Source organism: Sphingopyxis sp. (assembly GCF_041916015.1).
In the GTDB taxonomy this organism is placed as follows: Bacteria; Pseudomonadota; Alphaproteobacteria; order Sphingomonadales; family Sphingomonadaceae; genus Sphingopyxis.
This window is the reverse complement of the sequence record NZ_JAYSAH010000082.1, coordinates 1-15,513: the sequence shown is the minus strand read 5'-3', so window position 1 is coordinate 15,513 and position 15,513 is coordinate 1. Positions and strand designations below refer to the sequence as shown.

Annotated in this window: 15 protein-coding genes; 6 read left to right on the top strand and 9 right to left on the bottom strand. The window is 64.8% G+C overall.

Annotation, left to right across the window (positions count from 1 at the left end; translation table 11 throughout):
- Positions 1-52 precede the first annotated feature (52 nt).
- The 3 genes from ACE3SL_RS12285 to ACE3SL_RS12275 are packed head-to-tail and all read left to right on the top strand — an operon-like array spanning position 53 to position 4,457.
- Positions 53-1,855 (top strand): acyl-CoA dehydrogenase C-terminal domain-containing protein, encoded by a 1,803-nt coding sequence (locus tag ACE3SL_RS12285; RefSeq protein ID WP_374526028.1) that lies wholly within the window; start codon positions 53-55, stop codon positions 1,853-1,855.
- Between the two features lie 46 nt (positions 1,856-1,901).
- On the top strand, positions 1,902-3,386 hold the full coding sequence (locus ACE3SL_RS12280; RefSeq protein WP_374526027.1) for a phospholipase D-like domain-containing protein: 1,485 nt from the start codon (positions 1,902-1,904) through the stop codon (positions 3,384-3,386).
- Between the two features lie 57 nt (positions 3,387-3,443).
- The gene (locus tag ACE3SL_RS12275) at positions 3,444-4,457 is read left to right on the top strand and encodes a TIR domain-containing protein (protein WP_374526026.1); all 1,014 of its coding nucleotides are present in this window, start codon (positions 3,444-3,446) and stop codon (positions 4,455-4,457) included.
- On the opposite strand, the gene ACE3SL_RS12270 is transcribed toward ACE3SL_RS12275, so the two are convergent.
- Genes ACE3SL_RS12270 through ACE3SL_RS12245 form a run of 6 tightly spaced genes read right to left on the bottom strand, consistent with a single transcriptional unit; the run spans position 4,458 to position 10,133 of the window.
- Positions 4,458-5,309: a CoA ester lyase gene (locus ACE3SL_RS12270; protein WP_374526025.1), complete on the bottom strand. Its 852-nt coding sequence runs from the start codon at positions 5,307-5,309 to the stop codon at positions 4,458-4,460.
- Positions 5,309-5,761 carry a MaoC family dehydratase gene (locus tag ACE3SL_RS12265; protein WP_374526024.1) on the bottom strand — a complete coding sequence of 151 codons (453 nt, stop codon included), beginning with the start codon at positions 5,759-5,761 and terminating at the stop codon, positions 5,309-5,311. The genes ACE3SL_RS12270 and ACE3SL_RS12265 overlap by 1 nt, the downstream gene beginning before the upstream one ends.
- 2 nt (positions 5,762-5,763) lie before the next feature.
- A complete protein-coding gene (locus ACE3SL_RS12260) occupies positions 5,764-6,222 on the bottom strand; it encodes a GNAT family N-acetyltransferase (protein WP_374526023.1) in 459 nt (152 codons plus the stop codon).
- Positions 6,219-8,057 (bottom strand): biotin carboxylase N-terminal domain-containing protein, encoded by a 1,839-nt coding sequence (locus ACE3SL_RS12255; RefSeq protein WP_374526022.1) that lies wholly within the window; start codon positions 8,055-8,057, stop codon positions 6,219-6,221. Before ACE3SL_RS12255 ends, ACE3SL_RS12260 begins: the two co-directional genes overlap by 4 nt.
- 19 nt (positions 8,058-8,076) lie before the next feature.
- The gene (locus ACE3SL_RS12250) at positions 8,077-8,475 is read right to left on the bottom strand and encodes a hypothetical protein (protein ID WP_374526021.1); all 399 of its coding nucleotides are present in this window, start codon (positions 8,473-8,475) and stop codon (positions 8,077-8,079) included.
- A 59-nt stretch (positions 8,476-8,534) separates the two neighbouring features.
- The gene (locus ACE3SL_RS12245) at positions 8,535-10,133 is read right to left on the bottom strand and encodes a carboxyl transferase domain-containing protein (RefSeq protein WP_374526020.1); all 1,599 of its coding nucleotides are present in this window, start codon (positions 10,131-10,133) and stop codon (positions 8,535-8,537) included.
- Between the two features lie 147 nt (positions 10,134-10,280).
- Here ACE3SL_RS12245 and ACE3SL_RS12240 point away from each other — a divergent pair, with 147 nt between their 5' ends.
- Positions 10,281-12,368, top strand: a complete 2,088-nt coding sequence (locus ACE3SL_RS12240) for a M13 family metallopeptidase (protein WP_374526019.1) — start codon at positions 10,281-10,283, stop codon at positions 12,366-12,368.
- Positions 12,369-12,459: 91 nt separating this feature from the next.
- Here ACE3SL_RS12240 and ACE3SL_RS12235 read toward each other — a convergent pair whose 3' ends face one another.
- Genes ACE3SL_RS12235 through ACE3SL_RS12225 form a run of 3 tightly spaced genes read right to left on the bottom strand, consistent with a single transcriptional unit; the run spans position 12,460 to position 14,248 of the window.
- A complete protein-coding gene (locus ACE3SL_RS12235; protein ID WP_374526018.1) occupies positions 12,460-12,738 on the bottom strand; it encodes a hypothetical protein in 279 nt (92 codons plus the stop codon).
- On the bottom strand, positions 12,735-13,082 hold the full coding sequence (locus ACE3SL_RS12230; protein ID WP_374526017.1) for a hypothetical protein: 348 nt from the start codon (positions 13,080-13,082) through the stop codon (positions 12,735-12,737). Before ACE3SL_RS12230 ends, ACE3SL_RS12235 begins: the two co-directional genes overlap by 4 nt.
- Complete coding sequence (locus ACE3SL_RS12225) at positions 13,079-14,248, bottom strand: isovaleryl-CoA dehydrogenase (RefSeq protein ID WP_374526016.1); 1,170 nt, start codon at positions 14,246-14,248, stop codon at positions 13,079-13,081. Before ACE3SL_RS12225 ends, ACE3SL_RS12230 begins: the two co-directional genes overlap by 4 nt.
- Before the next feature lie 100 nt (positions 14,249-14,348).
- Here ACE3SL_RS12225 and ACE3SL_RS12220 point away from each other — a divergent pair, with 100 nt between their 5' ends.
- Both ACE3SL_RS12220 and ACE3SL_RS12215 read left to right on the top strand, forming a co-directional pair.
- Positions 14,349-15,251: a LysR family transcriptional regulator gene (locus ACE3SL_RS12220; RefSeq protein WP_374526015.1), complete on the top strand. Its 903-nt coding sequence runs from the start codon at positions 14,349-14,351 to the stop codon at positions 15,249-15,251.
- 82 nt (positions 15,252-15,333) lie between these two features.
- A partial coding sequence (locus ACE3SL_RS12215; RefSeq protein ID WP_374526014.1) for a phosphoadenosine phosphosulfate reductase family protein occupies positions 15,334-15,513 on the top strand: 180 nt, incomplete at its 3' end.

Genomic DNA, 15,513 nt, shown 5'->3' with positions numbered 1-15,513 from the left:
GCCTCCCCGGGCGAGAACATTGCCAACACCTTGCTTTTCAGAGAGATGAGTCATGCCTGCCTATCGTGCCCCCGTCCAGGATACGCTGTTCCAGCTCAACGAGGTGCTTGGGATCGAGCGCTATGCGAACCTGCCCGGCTTCGCCAATGCGTCGCCCGACATGGTCGAGGCGGTGCTGAACGAAGCAGGCAAGTTCTGCGAGGAAGTGCTGTTTCCGATCAACTATTCGGGCGACCAGCAAGGCTGCACGCGGCACGACGATGGTTCGGTGACGACCCCCGAGGGCTTCAAGGAAGCGTATAAGGCCTATTGCGAGGCCGGCTGGACGCTGCTGACCCAGCCCGAGGAGTTCGGCGGGCAGGGGCTGCCGCACGTCGTCGGCTTTCCGGTCGAGGAATATCGGATGGCCGCCAATCAGGCGTTCGCCATGTATCCGGGCCTGACGCAGGCCGCGGTTGCCGCGATTCTCGTCAAGGGATCGGAGGAACAGAAGGCGACCTATGCGCCCCGCATGATTTCGGGCGAATGGGGCGGGACGATGAACCTCACCGAGCCGCATTGCGGCACCGACCTCGGCCTCATCCGCACCCGCGCGGTGCCGAACGGCGACGGCAGCTATGCGATCACCGGCACCAAGATCTTCATTTCGTCGGGCGAGCACGACCTCACCGACAACATCATCCACCTCGTCCTCGCGAAGACCCCCGACGCGCCCGACAGCGTCAAGGGCATCTCGCTGTTCATCGTGCCCAAGTTCCTCGTCAAAGACGATGGCTCGCTCGGTGAGCGCAACACGCTGTCGTGCGGGTCGATCGAGCACAAGATGGGCATCCACGCCAACGCGACCTGCGTGATGAACTATGATGGCGCGAAGGGCTGGATGGTCGGCGAGGAGAACAAGGGCCTCGCCGCGATGTTCGTGATGATGAACGCCGCGCGCCTCGGCGTCGGCATTCAGGGGCTGGGACAGGCCGACATCGCGTTCCAGAACGCGGTGCAATATGCGCAGGACCGCCGTCAGGGCCGCGCGCTCACCGGCCCCGCCGACCCTCAGGAAAAGGCCGACCCGCTGTTCGTCCACCCCGACGTGCGCCGGATGCTGATGGACGGCAAGGCGGTGGTCGAGGGGCTGCGCGCGCTCTGCCTATGGGGCGCGCTGCAGGTCGATCTCGCGCATGCGGCGGAAACCGAAGAGGAACGGCAGCAGGCCGACGATCTCGTCAGCCTGCTCACCCCGGTGATCAAGGGCTATGGCACCGACAAGGGGTTCGAGGTCGCGGTGAACGCGCAGCAGGTGTTCGGCGGCCACGGCTACATCGAGGAACAGGGCATGAGCCAATATGTCCGCGATGCCCGCATCACCATGATCTATGAAGGCGCGAACGGCGTGCAGGCGATGGACCTCGTCGGGCGCAAGCTCGCCCAGAACGGCGGCCGCGCGATCCAGGCCTTCTTCGCAATCGTCGACGCCGAATGCGCCGCGGCGAAGGACAAGCCAGCCTTTGCCGATTTCGCGGGCCGCCTCGAAAAGGCGAACGGCGAGCTCAAGGCCGCGACGATGTGGTTCATGCAAAACGGCATGACCAATCCGAACAATGTCGGCGCGGGCGCGCACCATTATATGCACATTACCGGCATCGTCGCGCTCGGCCTGATGTGGCTGCGCATGGCCGAGGCGGCGCAGAAGGCGCTCGACGACGGGCGCGGCGACAAGGCTTTTCTCGACGCGAAGATCGTAACCGCGCGTCACTTTGGCGAACGCTTCATCCCCGACGCGGGTGCGCTGCGCCGCAAGATCGAGGCAGGGAGCGAGGCGATGATGGCACTGACGCCGGAGCAGTTCTTCGCTGCCTGACAAAAAGCGCTTGCAACCATCGCGGTCATCATGCGTGCTGGCGGCGATGGGGAGCGAACTGACACCGATTGTCGTCGAGGGCCGCAACTGCTGGCGGATCGAGCGCGCCGACAAGGTGCGGATGATCGTCGATGCCGCCGATTATTATGCGCTGCTCGAACGGCTGATGGCCGATGCGAAGGAGCGCATCCTTCTCATCGGGTGGGATTTCGACCCGCGCATCGCATTGAAGCCCGACAGCCAAGGGAAGGGCGAACCGCTCGGCGACTATCTGCTCCGCCTTGCAAAGAATTGCCCCGATCGCGATATCGATATTCTCCGCTGGAATTTCGGCGGGCTCAAGCAGTTCGCGATGCCGCGCATCGTTTCGATGGTCCTGCGCTGGAAGATCACCCGCGCGATCAGCTTCCGCCTCGACAGCGCGCATCCGGTCGGGTGCAGTCATCATCAGAAGGTTGCGGTGTTCGACGATCATCTCGCGGTCTGCGGCGGCATCGATGTCGGCGCGCGCCGCTGGGATACGCGCGCGCACAAGGACGGCGATCCGCACCGTACCGCGCCCGACGGCAAGCCCTATATGCCGTGGCACGACAGCACGATGATCCTCGCGGGACCGGTCGGCAACGCGCTTGCCGACCTCGGCAACGAGCGCTGGCAGCGCGCAACGAAAAAGCCGCTACGTGAACTGAACCGCAAGGGGGAGAATTGGCCGGACGATCTCGATCCCGATTTCGAGGGCGTCGATGTCGCCATTTCGCGCACGCGCGCCGAATATGACGGCCATCCCGAAATCCGCGAGATCGAGCGCCTCTATCTCGATATGATCGCGGCGGCGAAGCGCTTCGTCTACCTCGAGAATCAATATTTCACATGCGGCAAGATCGCCGCGGCGATCGCCGAACGGCTTAACGAGGATGATCCCCCCGAATTCGTGATGGTGATGCCCAAGACAGCCGATGGCTGGCTCGAACAGATGGCAATGGACGCGGCGCGGGTGCAACTGGTGCGTGCGGTTGCGAAAGCGAAGCATGGCGATCGGCTGAAAGTCTATTATCCGCACACCGAGGGGGGTGAACCTATTTATGTCCACGCGAAGACCGCGATCCTCGATGATCGGCTGATCCGCGTCGGATCGGCCAATCTCAACAATCGCTCGATGGGGCTCGACAGCGAGTGCGATGTGACGATCGACGCCGCGCTGCCCGCCAATCGGGGCGCCGTTCCCACGATCCGGCGCCTGCGCGAATCGTTGATTGCAGAACATCTGGGCGTTGGCCCCGAGGAGGTCGCACGACGCTTCGAGACCTGCGGCTCGCTCATTGAAACGATCGAGGGGCTACGCGGCGCGGGCCGCTCGCTTGCATGGCTCGATCTCGTCCCGCCGGGGCCGCTCGACGAGTTCATCGCCGAGAACGAGCTCCTTGATCCCACCAGCCCCGATGCGATGTTCGAAAGCCTGACCGAGCGGGGGCTCAGGAAGAGCTGGCATCGCGGGCGCGACTGGATGCGGAGGCTTGGCCGCAAACGCTGAATCGCCAGTGCGGATAATTACTTGCGGTCATTGCTTCGGCTCATATGATGGCGGTCGATGACCGACGCTGGACCCACGCCGATCGTGCCAAAGCGGCTTTCCGCCTTCATCAGTCATCATAGCTCGCAGGTCGCGACCGCGCGGCGGTTGAAGGCGATGCTTGCGGATCATGGTATCGACGGCTGGCTTGCCCCCGACGATATCGCTGCGGGAACCGCTTTCGATCAGGCCATTGTCGACCAGATCGCGCGTTCCGACGCGATCGTCCTGCTTTTTTCTGCCGAGTCCGACCAGTCGCGCCATGTGAAACGCGAACTGATGCTGGGTGAGGATGGCAGGAAGCCGATCCTGCCCGTGCGGCTGGAAGACGTGCCGGCGCAGGGACTCGCCTATTGGCTCACCGATTATCAGTGGAGCGACTGGTTCGCGGGCGAGGAGCAGGCGGTCAACCGGATCGTCGCGGCCATGACGGACGGACCGGCGCCGGGTTCCCCCGCCGTCGCAGCAAAAACGCGCCCTGCCTCGCGGAACCTGGCCTTATGGCTGGGCCTCGCAGTAACCGTGGTCATCGCGGCGCTTGCCGGTGGCTTCTGGTGGCAGTCGCGGGGTTCGGATGCGATGGCGGGCGGTGAAGGAGCGGTCGCCGATAACCCGATCGAGCCCGGCATCTGGACCAGCAAGCGCGAGGTCGTGAAAATCCTCTTTCCGGAGGAAATCGCGCCCGAATATGAGAAGCAGTTCAAGGCGCTGCTCGAAAACGATCCCGATCCCGAAGACTGCATTTCGGAGAAGATCGCGGCCCGACCCGATGTCGAGCTGTTCGATCCGGGGCATCAGTCGAGCTGCACCATCGGCAGTTTCAAGATGAACGGCGGGCGAATCAGCGGTTATCTCAACTGCAAGATCGCGGGTGATCCGAATGGCAATCTGCAGGCGACCATTCGCGGGACCTATACCCGCACAAGCATGGAGTTCGACAATGTCGTCACCATGCAGACGAGCCAGGGCATGGTCCGCTTCCGCAGCCATGAAACGCAGAAATGGCTGCGCGGTCCCGCCTGCGGCGCCTGATCAATCGGCGAGCGAGAGGATATGCTGCGCCTGCTTGAGGTGCGGTGCGTCGACCATCTTGCCGTCGACCTGGAGCACCCCGACGCCGGGATTGGCCGCGAAGGCATCGACGATCGCCTGCGCGCGGACGACTTCCTCGTCCGATGGCGTAAAGGCGGCGTTGATCGGCTCGACCTGCGACGGATGGATCGCCATCATGCCGGTGAAGCCGTCGCGCCGCGCGCGCGCGGCATAGGCGGCAAGGCCGGACTCGTCCTTGATCGCGGGAAAGACGGTGTCGATCGCCGCGACGCCAGCGCCGTGCGCGGCGAACAGGGTCAGGGCGCGCGCGACCTCATAGGGCGAGGTATAGCTGCCATCCTCGGTCCGGCTCGTCGTCGCGCCGATCGCGGCGGGCAGGTCCTCCGCACCCCAGGTCAGTCCGACGAGGCGGTCCTTTGCCTCGCGATAGCTGCCGAGCGTGAAGATCGCCGCGGGCGTTTCGGTCGCGATCGGCAGGACCGGCGGCAGCGACGCATCGCGCGCGGATTCGCTCCGCAGGATCGTGTCGAGCTGCTGGATGCTCGGGGCGCCTTCGGCTTTCGGCAGCATGATCGCATCGGGACGTCCGCCGACGATCGCGGCGACATCGGCGGCAGTCATGTGCCCGTCGAGGGGGTTGACGCGGACCAGCGTGACGACCTCGCGTTCGCCTGCCAGATAGTCGGCGATTGCGGTGCGCGCGGTCTCCTTGTTTGCGGGCGAGACCGAATCCTCGAGGTCGAGGATGATCGCATCGGCGCCCGATGCCGCGGCCTTGGCAAAGCGTTCGGGACGGTCGCCTGGGACGAAGAGGAGCGAACGGAGGCGCATCAGGCGGCTTTCTTCTGGATCAGCGCCGATCGCTCGCACTGGCAGACGATCTCGTCGCGCTGGTTGATGCAGCGGTGCAGGAAGGTCACGATACCCGCATTCGGCCGCGATTTCGATTCCTTGAGGCCGATCACCTCGCTCGTCGCGCGCAGCGTGTCGCCGAGGAACACCGGCTTTGGCATCACGAGCTTGTCGTAGCCGAGGTTTGCGACAAGCGTGCCGAGCGTCGTATCGCCGACCGACAGCCCGACCATCAGGCTGAAGGTGAAGGTGCCGTTGACCAGGATCTGACCGAACTCCGACGCCTTCGCCGCCTCGATGTCGAGATGCAGCGGCTGCGGATTGTGCGTCATCGTCGTGAAGAGCAGATTGTCGGTCTCGGTCACCGTGCGCCGGATGTCGTGCGTCAGCGTATCGCCGATCGCCCATTCGTCGAAATATTTCCCTGCCATGGTCAGTCCCTCAAATGCAATTTCATGCCGACATGGCTCTGTACGAAGCCGAGCCGGGCGTAGAAGCGATGCGCGTCGGTGCGCGTTGCCGATGATGTAAGCTGGACGAGTTTGCAGTCGCGCGCGCGGCATTGCTCGACCGCCCACAGGATCATCTGCTCGCCGAGCCTTTGCCCGCGCAGGTCGGCGGCGATTCGCACCGCCTCGATCAGCCCGCGCCAGCTTCCGATGAAGGAAAGCCCGGGAAGGAAGCTCAATTGCATCGTCCCGACGACGCGGCCGTCCAGTTCGGCCGCGATCAGATGCTGGTTTGGATCGCCATCGATCGCCGCGAAGGCGGCAAGATAGCGCGGGTCCGATGGATCGGCCTCGCGAGCGGGCGGGATCGTGTCCTCGGCCAGCATCGCGAGGATGACGGGAAGGTCGGCGCGCCTAGCCTCGCGGAGGACGAGTTGGCTCATTCCGCCGCCTCGATCTTCGCGAGCAGCGCTTCGACCTGAACCTGCGCGCCCGCGACCGCGTTGAGTTCGGCGACCACGCCGTCGAACGGCGCGGTCAGGCTATGCTCCATCTTCATCGCTTCGAGTGTGAGCAGCTTCTGCCCCTTCGTCACCGCGTCGCCCGCGGCGACATCGACCGCGATGATCTTGCCGGGCATAGGGGAGAGGATCGCACCGTCGCTCGCTGCGCCGCCGGTGCCACCAGCGGCGCGCCAAGGCGTGAGCTGCCAGACTGCGCCGCTTTCGGCGACGAGCATGGCGGGGGCGGGTTCGTCGGTGCCGGAACCGTGCAACCTCACATCGACGCGCTTGCCGTCGAGCAGAAAGGGAGCCGTCCGCACGTCGGGCGCATTAAGGCGGAACCCCGATTGCAGGACGCGCGGCACCATCGCCATCGCGGCATTGGTCAGCGCGGCTTCGGTCGGCATCGGTTCGGCAGCCATGCTGTCGCCGTCACGGCCGATCAGTCCGGTGTCGACCGTGCCCGCGACGAAATCGGGATGGTCGAGCGCGGCGATCAGGAAAGCCGAGTTGGTCTTCACCGGCCAGATCGCGCTGTCCTCCAGCATCTCCGACAGCATTTCGCGCGCTTCCTCGCGATCCTCGCCATAGGCGATGACTTTGGCGATCATTGGGTCATAGAAAGGCGAAACCTCGGCGCCTTCATAAACGCCGGTGTCGATACGGCCGAGATGTTCGGGAAGCTGGAAGAGTTCGAGCGTGCCGATGCTCGGCAGGAAACCCTTCGCCGGGTCTTCGGCATAGAGTCGCGCTTCCATCGCCCAGCCGTTGATCGCGAGTTCGTCCTGCGACAGCGGGATCGGCTCGCCGCTCGCGACGCGGAGCTGCCATTCGACCAGATCGACCCCGGTAATTTCCTCGGTCACAGGATGCTCGACTTGCAGCCGCGTGTTCATTTCCATGAACCAGATGCGATCGGCGCGCAGGCCCTCGCTGGCGTCGGCGATGAACTCGATCGTGCCCGCGCCGACATAGTCGACCGCCTTCGCGGCGCGCACCGCAGCGGCACAGAGTTCGGCGCGCGTCGCTTCGTCCATGCCGGGGGCGGGGGCCTCCTCGATCACCTTCTGGTGGCGGCGCTGCAGCGAGCAGTCGCGCTCGAACAGGTGGACGACGTTGCCGTGGGTGTCGCCGAACACCTGCACCTCGATATGGCGCGGGGTCAGGATATATTTCTCGATCAGCACATGGTCGTTGCCGAACGACGCCGCCGCCTCACGCTGGCACGAGGCGAGCGCGTCGGCGAAGTCGGCCGGGCTATCCACCTTGCGCATCCCCTTGCCGCCGCCGCCCGCGACCGCCTTGATCAGTACGGGATAACCGATTTGCGAGGCCTGCTCGGCAAGGAAAGCCGGGTCCTGATTTTCGCCCATATAGCCCGGCGTCACCGGCACCCCGGCCTCGGCCATCAGCTTCTTGGCGGCGTCCTTGAGGCCCATCGCGGTGATCGATGATGGCTTGGGCCCGACCCACACGAGCCCGGCATCGGCAACCGCCTGCGCGAACTCGGCATTCTCGGACAGAAAACCGTAGCCAGGGTGGATCGCCTCGGCCCCGGTCGCTTTGGCGGCCGCGATGATCTTCTCACCGATCAGATAGGATTCGCGCGCCGGCGACGGCCCGATATGCACCGCCTCGTCGGCCTCGCGCACATGCAGCGCCCTGGCGTCGGCGTCCGAATAGACCGCAATGGTCCGGATGCCCATCTCGCGCGCGGTACGGATGATACGGCAGGCAATTTCGCCGCGGTTGGCGATGAGGAGGGACTGGATCATGGAAATTTCACGTCGCCTTTCAAATTTCACCCGTGTCGCGCCGGTCGAGGGGAATGGTTTCGCGTCCCGTCAGATAATCGACGAAGATCGTCTTCACATCCTGCAGGCCGAAGACCTTGCTTCCGCGCCGCCCGCGCCGCTTGTCGCGCAATTCGTATAACGGTCCCGGCGGCCCGAGCCGCGAATGGATCAGATAACCGCCATAGGTCGCCTCGGCTTGCAGGGAGCAGCGGTCGCAGGTTTCGATGCTGATATCCTCGCACTGCGCCTTGCCGAAGCAAAGCCGGAGCGCATCGCGGAGCTGCCGCTCGCTCTGCACACGGACTTCGCGACTGCGGCCGTCGGCGGTGCTGATGGTGAGCATGGCGGGCTCGAAACCCGGGGATCTGGCTTCTGCTCCTGCCGCGGCAAACAGCATCAGTCCCGAAAACGCGAGGACGAGGCGGCGAGTGAATGTCGATGGCTGGACCACGGCACTTACATCCTGAACACGCCAAACCCGCGATCCTCGACCGGGGCGTTCAGCGTTGCGGAAAAGGCCAGCCCCAGCACGTCGCGCGTCTGCGCCGGGTCGATGATGCCATCGTCCCAGAGGCGCGCGGTGGCGTGATAGGGGTTGCCTTCATCCTCGTACTTCTGGCGGATCGGCGCCTTGAAGGCTTCGGCTTCTTCCGCCGTCCATTTGTCGGCATCGCGGTGGACAGTCGCGAGCACGCTCGCCGCCTGCTCGCCGCCCATCACGCTGATCCGCGCATTGGGCCAGGTGAAGAGGAAACGGGGCGAGTAAGCGCGCCCGCACATGCCGTAGTTGCCCGCGCCGAAGCTGCCCCCGATCAGCACGGTGATCTTCGGCACCGTCGCGGTTGCGACCGCGGTCACCAGCTTGGCGCCATGCTTGGCGATCCCCTCGGCCTCATATTTGCCGCCGACCATGAAGCCGCTGATGTTCTGGAGGAAGAGCAGGGGAATGCGGCGCTGCTGCGCGAGCTCGATGAAATGCGCGCCCTTGACCGCAGACTCGCTGAACAGCACGCCGTTGTTCGCGAGGATCGCGACCGGAATGCCCCAGATATGCGCGAAGCCGCAGACGAGCGTGCTGCCGTAATTCGCCTTGAACTCGTGAAACTCGCTGCCGTCGACGATGCGCGCGATGACCTCGTGCACGTCATAGGGCGCGCGCACGTCCTGCGGGATGATGCCGTAGAGCTCCTCGGCGTCATATTTCGGCGGCCGCGGGTCTTTCATCGCAACGTCGAAGCCATCGTCGACACCGAAGGTCGAAACGATGTCGCGCACGATCGTCAGCGCATGCTCGTCATTCTCGGCGAGATGATCGACGACGCCCGATTTCTTCCCGTGCAGGTCGCCGCCGCCCAGATCCTCGGCGCTGATCTCCTCGCCCGTCGCCGCCTTCACCAGCGGCGGACCGGCGAGGAAGATGGTGCCCTGATTGCGGACGATGACGGTCTCATCGCTCATCGCGGGCACATAGGCGCCGCCCGCGGTGCAACTCCCCATCACGCAGGCAATCTGCGGGATGCGCTTTGCCGACATGTTCGCCTGATTGAAGAAGATGCGCCCGAAATGGTCGCGGTCGGGAAAGACCTGATCCTGATGCGGCAGGTTCGCGCCGCCGCTGTCGACGAGGTAGAGGCAGGGCAGGCGGTTCGCCTCGGCAATCTCCTGCGCGCGAAGATGCTTCTTCACCGTCATCGGGTAATAGGTGCCGCCCTTCACGGTCGCGTCGTTGCAGACGATCATCGCCTGCCGCCCGGACACGCGGCCGATACCCGCGATCATCCCGGCACCCGGCACCTCGCCCTCATACATGTCGCCCGCAGCGAGCTGACCGATTTCGAGAAAGGGCGAGCCCGGATCGAGCAGCCGCTCGACGCGCTCGCGCGGCAACAGCTTGCCCCGGCTCGTGTGCCGCTCGCGCGACTTTGCGTTGCCGCCGAGCGCCGCCTCGGCGACCCGGGCGTACAACTCGTCTCGCAGACCGCGATTGTGCGCAGCATTGGCGCGGAACGCGTCGCTGTCCGCATTGACCATCGTGCCCAGAACAGGTGCGCTCACGTCTCAAACTCTCCCGATGAAGTGGTGCGGGATTACCCCGCCGCTCGTCGACGGACAAGGACCGCACGCCGAAATTGGTTGGCATTGAAACCAGTTCGTCACAGGCCTATGCCCGCTGCCTGCCCTCTGGAAAACAAGGTCTGTCTCATGAAAAAAGCTGCTTTCGCCATCCTGCTGTCCACTGCCGCGATTATCGCGGGTCCCGTCGCCTGCTCGAAGGGCGATGACAAGGCCGCAGCCACTTACACCGTCGGAACCGAACTCGGCATCAGCAAGGATGCGATGGATACGAGCGTGAAGCCCGGCGACGATTTCTACGCCTATGCCAACGGCAACTGGCAGAAGGTGACCGCGATTCCGGCGGACCGCTCCTCGATCGGCGCGTTCTACATCGCCTTCCTCGAAACCGAGAAGCGCACCCGCGAGCTGGTCGACGCGATCGTCAAGAGCGGCGGCGATCCCAAGACCGACGACGGCCGCATCGCCGCCTTCTACAACGCCTTCACGAACACCAAGGCGATCGACGCCGCGGGGATGAAGCCGGTCGAGGCCGATCTCGCGCGCTTCGCCGCGATCACCGACAAGGCCGGGCTGTCGAAGGTCCTCGGCGAACAGACCCGCGCCGATGTCGATCCGCTGAACGCGACCGATTTCAACACCGAGAACCTGTTCGGCATCTTCGTGACGCAGGGGCTCGCCACCCCCGGCGAGGTCATCCCCTATGTGCTGCAGGGCGGCCTCGGCCTGCCCGAGCGTGAATATTATCTGTCGGCCGATCCGAAGATGGCGACGATTCGTACCCAATATCAGGCCTATATCGCCAAGCTGCTGACCGCCGCGGGCCAGCCCGACGCCGAAGCGAAGGCGAAGCGCATCTACGACCTCGAGGTCAAGATCGCGAAGGCTCATGCCAATCGCGCCGAGAGCGAGGATTTCGCCAAGTCGGCGGGCGTGTGGAGCAAGGCTGATTTCGCCGCGAAGGCCCCGGGCATCGACTGGGACGCCTATCTGGCAGCCGCCGGCCTCGACAAGGCGACCAAGTTCGGCGCCTACCATGCGAAGGCGATCACCGGCCTGTCGGCGCTTGTGGCGTCGGAGCCGCTCGATGCGTGGAAGGACTGGCTGACGTTCCACCAGATCAACAGTCACACCGACGTGCTGCCGACCGCCCTCGATAGTGCGCACTTCGCCTTTTACGGCACGACGCTTTCGGGCACACCGGAGCAGCGCAGTCGCGACAAGCGCGCGCTCGACGCGCTGAACACCTATCTCGGCGATGCGGTCGGCCGCGTCTATGCCGAGAAATATTTCCCCGCCTCGGCGAAGGCCGAGGTCGGCGACATGGTGAAGGGGATCAAGGCCGCGTTCGCGAAGCGCGTTGGCGCGATCGACTGGATGGCCCCCGAAACCAAGAAGGAAGCGATCAGGAAGGTCGAAACGATCGTCGTCGGCGTCGGCTATCCCGAGACGTGGCGCGACTACGGAAGCTATACGGTCAGCGCCGACAACGCCTATGCCAACGAGGTCGCTGGCGACAAAGCCGAATATGCCCACCAGCTCGCGAAGATCGGCAAGCCGATGGACAAGGGCGAATGGTGGATGACCCCGCAGACGGTCAACGCGGTCAATCTGCCGGTGCAGAATGCGCTGAACTTCCCCGCCGCGATCCTGCAGCCGCCTTTCTTCAACGCTGCCGCCGACCCCGCCTATAATTACGGCGCGGTCGGGGCCGTCATCGGCCACGAGATCAGCCACAGCTTCGACAATAATGGCGCGGCGTTCGATTCGACCGGGGCGCTGCGCAACTGGTGGACGGCGGCCGACCTCAAGAAGTTCGAGGAGGCGGGCTCGGCGCTCGCCGCGCAGTTCGACACTTACAAGCCGTTCCCCGATCTGGCGGTCAACGGCAAGCTGACGCTGGGCGAGAATATCGCCGACGTCGCGGGATTGCAGGCCGCTTACGACGCCTATCATGCCTCGCTTGGCGGCAAGACCGCGCCGGTGATCGACGGCTTCACCGGCGACCAGCGCTTCTTCATCGCTTATGCGCAGACCTGGGCGACCAAGATGCGCGACGAGGCGCTGCGCGCGCGCATCGCGACCGACGGCCACGCGCCGGGGATGTACCGCGCGCTCACCGTCCGCAACCTCGACGCCTGGTACAAGGCGTTCGATATCAAGGAAGGCGACAAGCTCTACCTTGCACCCGACAAGCGCGTGCGCGTCTGGGGCTAAGCCAACCCCGTCATTGCGAGCGGCAAAGCCGCGAAGCAATCCAGAGCGAGCGTCAACCGCTCTGGATTGCTTCGCGTCGCTCGCAATGACGCTAATCATCGGAGGCCTGCTTCGCAGCGGGCTTCTTGCGGATCAGGTGGCTGTAGACGCCGACGCAGTTGATGCAGAGCAGCGCAACATTCTGCCAGCCGATGCCCTCGCTGTCGGGTTGCAGGAAACCCCAGCCGATCAGCGCAAGGCTGCTCGTCACGAAGATCACGAACGCCCAGCCGTTCCATCTCTCGCCGAGGTTGAGCGAGACGAGCAACGCTGCGATCGTTGCCGCGGCGGCGCCATAATATTGCAGCGCGTCGAGGAGCGTCTGGTTCACAGCGCGCCCAGCAGCGCGAACAGGCCCGAGGCCGTCAGAAAGGGCCAGCCGATATGCTTGCCGCGCGTGTAGGCCGCGTCGAACAGCCCGGTCGCGGTCCACGCGGCACCGATCAGCAGGATCAACCCGCGCGGCGTCCCCGTCCAGACGACCGAAACTGCCGACACCAGCATCAGCAGCGACAGCGCGTGCCAGGCGAGGCGAAACACCTTGCGCGCCAGATCGGCGCCCATCACGCCCTGATCGAGCGCCATCAGCGGCTGGATCAATCGGCGCTCACCCAGAAAGCCGTGAACCAGCGCCGTCGCCGCCATGAAGGCGGCCGACAGCCAGAGCCAGATCACGCGCCGGCGCCGATCAGTTCGCGGCCGATCAGCATGCGGCGAATCTCGTTCGTCCCCGCGCCGATGTCGAGCAGCTTGGCGTCGCGCCAGTAACGCTCGACCGGCCAGTCTTTCGTGTAACCCGCGCCACCGAGCGCCTGGATCGCCTCACCCGCAACCTTCACCGCATTCTCGCTCGCGAGCAGGATCGCGCCCGCGGCGTCGAATCGCGTCGTCTGCCCGGCGTCGCACGCCTTGGCGACATTGTAGACATAGGAGCGCGCCGACTGGAGCATGACATACATGTCGGCGACCTTCGCCTGCATGAGCTGGAACGACCCGATCGGCTTGCCGAACTGCTTGCGCTCGCGAACATAGGGAATGACCGTATCGAGGCACGCCTGCATGATCCCGAGCTGGAGCCCGGCGAGCACGACGCGTTCATAATCGAGCCCCGACATCAGCACGCCGACGCCGCCGTTTTCAGGACCCATGACCTGCTCTTCGGAAACCTCGCAATCGGTGAACACAAGCTCGGCGGTCGGCGAGCCGCGCATGCCGACCTTGTCGATCTTCTGCCCGATTGCGAAGCCCGGCATGTCCTTTTCGATCAGGAAGGCGGTGATCCCTCGCGACCCGGCCTCGGGGCTGGTCTTCGCGTAGACGACCAGCGTGTCGGCGTAAGTGGCGTTGGTGATCCAGAATTTCGTTCCGTTGAGAACATAGCCGCCCTGCACCTTGTCGGCCTTGAGCTTCATCGACACGACATCGCTGCCCGCGCCGGCTTCCGACATCGCAAGACTGCCGACATGTTCGCCGCTGATCAGCTTGGGGAGATATTTCGCCTTCTGCTCATTATTGCCCCAGCGGCGGATCTGGTTGACGCAGAGGTTCGAGTGCGCGCCATAGGAGAGGCCGATCGCGGCGCTGGCGCGGCTCACTTCCTCGACCGCGATGACATGCTCGAGATAGCCGAGACCGAGGCCGCCATATTCTTCCTCGACGGTGATGCCGTGCAGGCCGAGCGCACCCATCTGCGTCCACAGTTCGTCGCGCGGGAACCAGTCTTCCGCATCTGCTTTCGCGGCGAGCGGCGCGATCTGCTCGTCGGCGAAGCGGGCGGTGGTTTCGCGGATCATGTCGGCGGTTTCGCCGAGCGCGAAGTCGAAATCGGGGGTGGCGCGCATGAGAGTCCTATCGATCGGGAGCGGGACGGAGCGCGATACTGCATCAATATCGGGACATATGGAAATTGAAACGAGAGCGGATTTTGCATAAAGAAAATTTATGATAAAGCGCGCCCACATCCGCCACTTCCTCGCTGTCGTCGATGCGGGCAGCTTCACACGGGCCGCGCTGCGCATCCGCGTCACCCAACCCGCGCTGTCGACGGGGATCGCCGAACTCGAAAAGCTGGTCGGCACGCCGCTCTTCATTCGCAATCGCCGCCAGATCCGGCTGACCGAGGCGGGCGGGCGCTTTCTTCCGATCGCGCGCGACCTCGAACGCGGCTTCCGCACCGCCGACAGTTTCGGGCACGACGCCGACCGGCAAGCGAGCGAACTCAGGCTCGGGGTGATCCGCTCGGTGCCCGGCGAACTGCTGCAGGCGATCGCCGCCGCGCTCCGCCCCGGTTTCGCGATCGAACTCAGCGAGGGGAGCGAATCCGACCTCCGCGCCGCGCTCGGCAGCGGGCGGATCAACATGGCGCTCGCGCCGCTCCGTCCGGGCGAGCACGGCGGTCATGTGCTGCCGCTTTACGACGAGCCGCTGGCGATGTTCGTCGCGGCCGATCATCCGCTCGCGGGGCGGATCGAGGTCAGACCGGAGGAACTGGCCGCCGAAACGATGATCGCGCGCCGTTCGTGCGAATTTCTCGATGCGACGAGCCGCTTTTTCACGCGACATGGCGTGCGTCCGCGCTTCGCCTTGCGCAGCGAGAGCGACGAGCGCTGCCTGCGCATGGTCGCCGCCGGGATCGGCATCACGACCGCGCCGGTGTCGCTCGCGATCGAGGGCATCGTTCCGCTGAAGGTCGCGGGCTATGATTTCCGCCGCGAACTGGGGCTTCTGTCCGATCCGGCGTGGACGGCGCTGCCCGAGATCGAACCGCGCCTCGCCCATGCGCACGAAACGATCGGCGCGATTGCCGCGGAGTGGCGCCGGGCAAAGGTCGATGTCGCCCTGTAATCCGCCGCCCCACAAGTCTGGCTTGCATGGGCGAAAGGCCATACAGTTTGCGCACGGCCCGGGGGGACGGCAAGGGCGGGGCATGACGGACACATTGACGCATTTGGACCGATTGGAGGCGGAGAGCCTTCACATTATGCGGGAGGTATTGGCGGATGCTGTGAAGCCCGTGATGTTGTACAGTGTTGGGAAGGACAGTGCGGTGATGCTGCATCTGGCGCGGAAGGCGTTTTATCCGTCGCCGCCGCCGTTTCCGTTGCTG

Excerpts from the sequence above, each read along its gene's own strand:
- ACE3SL_RS12285 (WP_374526028.1), top strand. The coding sequence starts at position 53 with ATGCCTGCCTATCGTGCCCCCGTCCAGGATACGCTGTTCCAGCTCAAC.
- ACE3SL_RS12225 (WP_374526016.1), bottom strand. The coding sequence starts at position 14,248 with ATGCGCGCCACCCCCGATTTCGACTTCGCGCTCGGCGAAACCGCCGAC.
- ACE3SL_RS12255 (WP_374526022.1), bottom strand. The coding sequence starts at position 8,057 with ATGATCCAGTCCCTCCTCATCGCCAACCGCGGCGAAATTGCCTGCCGT.
- ACE3SL_RS12250 (WP_374526021.1), bottom strand. The coding sequence starts at position 8,475 with ATGCTGTTTGCCGCGGCAGGAGCAGAAGCCAGATCCCCGGGTTTCGAG.
- ACE3SL_RS12265 (WP_374526024.1), bottom strand. The coding sequence starts at position 5,761 with ATGGCAGGGAAATATTTCGACGAATGGGCGATCGGCGATACGCTGACG.
- ACE3SL_RS12280 (WP_374526027.1), top strand. The coding sequence starts at position 1,902 with ATGGGGAGCGAACTGACACCGATTGTCGTCGAGGGCCGCAACTGCTGG.
- ACE3SL_RS12220 (WP_374526015.1), top strand. The coding sequence starts at position 14,349 with ATGATAAAGCGCGCCCACATCCGCCACTTCCTCGCTGTCGTCGATGCG.
- ACE3SL_RS12275 (WP_374526026.1), top strand. The coding sequence starts at position 3,444 with ATGACCGACGCTGGACCCACGCCGATCGTGCCAAAGCGGCTTTCCGCC.
- ACE3SL_RS12260 (WP_374526023.1), bottom strand. The coding sequence starts at position 6,222 with ATGAGCCAACTCGTCCTCCGCGAGGCTAGGCGCGCCGACCTTCCCGTC.
- ACE3SL_RS12270 (WP_374526025.1), bottom strand. The coding sequence starts at position 5,309 with ATGCGCCTCCGTTCGCTCCTCTTCGTCCCAGGCGACCGTCCCGAACGC.
- ACE3SL_RS12240 (WP_374526019.1), top strand. The coding sequence starts at position 10,281 with ATGAAAAAAGCTGCTTTCGCCATCCTGCTGTCCACTGCCGCGATTATC.